This is a genomic window from Oleiphilus sp. HI0066 (assembly GCF_001635725.1).
This window is the reverse complement of sequence record NZ_LWFH01001514.1, coordinates 1-871: the sequence shown is the minus strand read 5'-3', so window position 1 is coordinate 871 and position 871 is coordinate 1. Positions and strand designations below refer to the sequence as shown.

The 871-nt window shown below is 45.0% G+C and carries 1 protein-coding gene; it reads right to left on the bottom strand.

The features are described from left to right. Positions 1 to 200: 200 nt before the first annotated feature. Positions 201 to 871: type 1 glutamine amidotransferase domain-containing protein (locus A3738_RS23595; protein WP_068763901.1), on the bottom strand; the 671-nt coding region annotated here is incomplete at its 5' end.

The following is an 871-nucleotide window of genomic DNA, read 5'->3' as shown; positions in this document are numbered from 1 at the left end:
GATAAGCACCCAATTGGTATGTATTTGTGGGAGATCGAAACCAAACTCAGTGAGTACGAGATTGAAATACCATTTCCTCAACGTGATTTGCGTTTGCGTTCGATAGATAAAGAAGTTTTCAATGCGATACCAGAACGATCGCTGTGAGCTTAAAAATAGATAAGCACGCTATCGGTTTACTGGATAGCGTGCTGTACAGGCTACTTCAACAAGTTTAAAAGCGCGTCTGCAGTTGCGTGCGAAGATCCCGGGTTTTGGCCTGTCACTAGCAAACCATCCACTTCAATGTGTTCTTGCCAGTTTTCTTTCGCCGAGTATATACCGCCATTTGCTTTGAGCATTTCTTCTACAGAAAATGGTACGACCTCACTTAGCTCTACTGCTGCCTCTTCGCTATCAGAAAACCCCGTCACTTTTCGACCAGACACAATGTATTGTCCAGATTCATCTTTGGTTGATTTAAAAACAGCGGGGCCATGGCATACGGCGCCAATAGGTTTCTCTTGATTCCAGAATGTTTCAATCAAAGAAATCGATTTCTCGTCATTGGCGAGATCCCATAAAGGGCCGTGGCCGCCTGGATAAAAAATCGCATCAAAGTTTTCTGCATCCATATCGGTCAATACTTGAGTGTTAGCGATGAGTTCTTGTAAGCCTTCGTCTTGATAGTAACGCTCAGTTGTTTCGGTTTGTGCTTCTGGATTAGTGCTGCTCGGATCAATCGGCGCTGCCCCGCCTTTAGGTGACGCGATAACGATATCAGCGCCAGCATCTTTGAATGTGTAGTACGGGGTTGTGAACTCTTCTAGCCAAAGCCCTGTTGCATGAGCCGTTTCGCCGAGTTGTGAATGTGATGTTAAAACCATTAGTA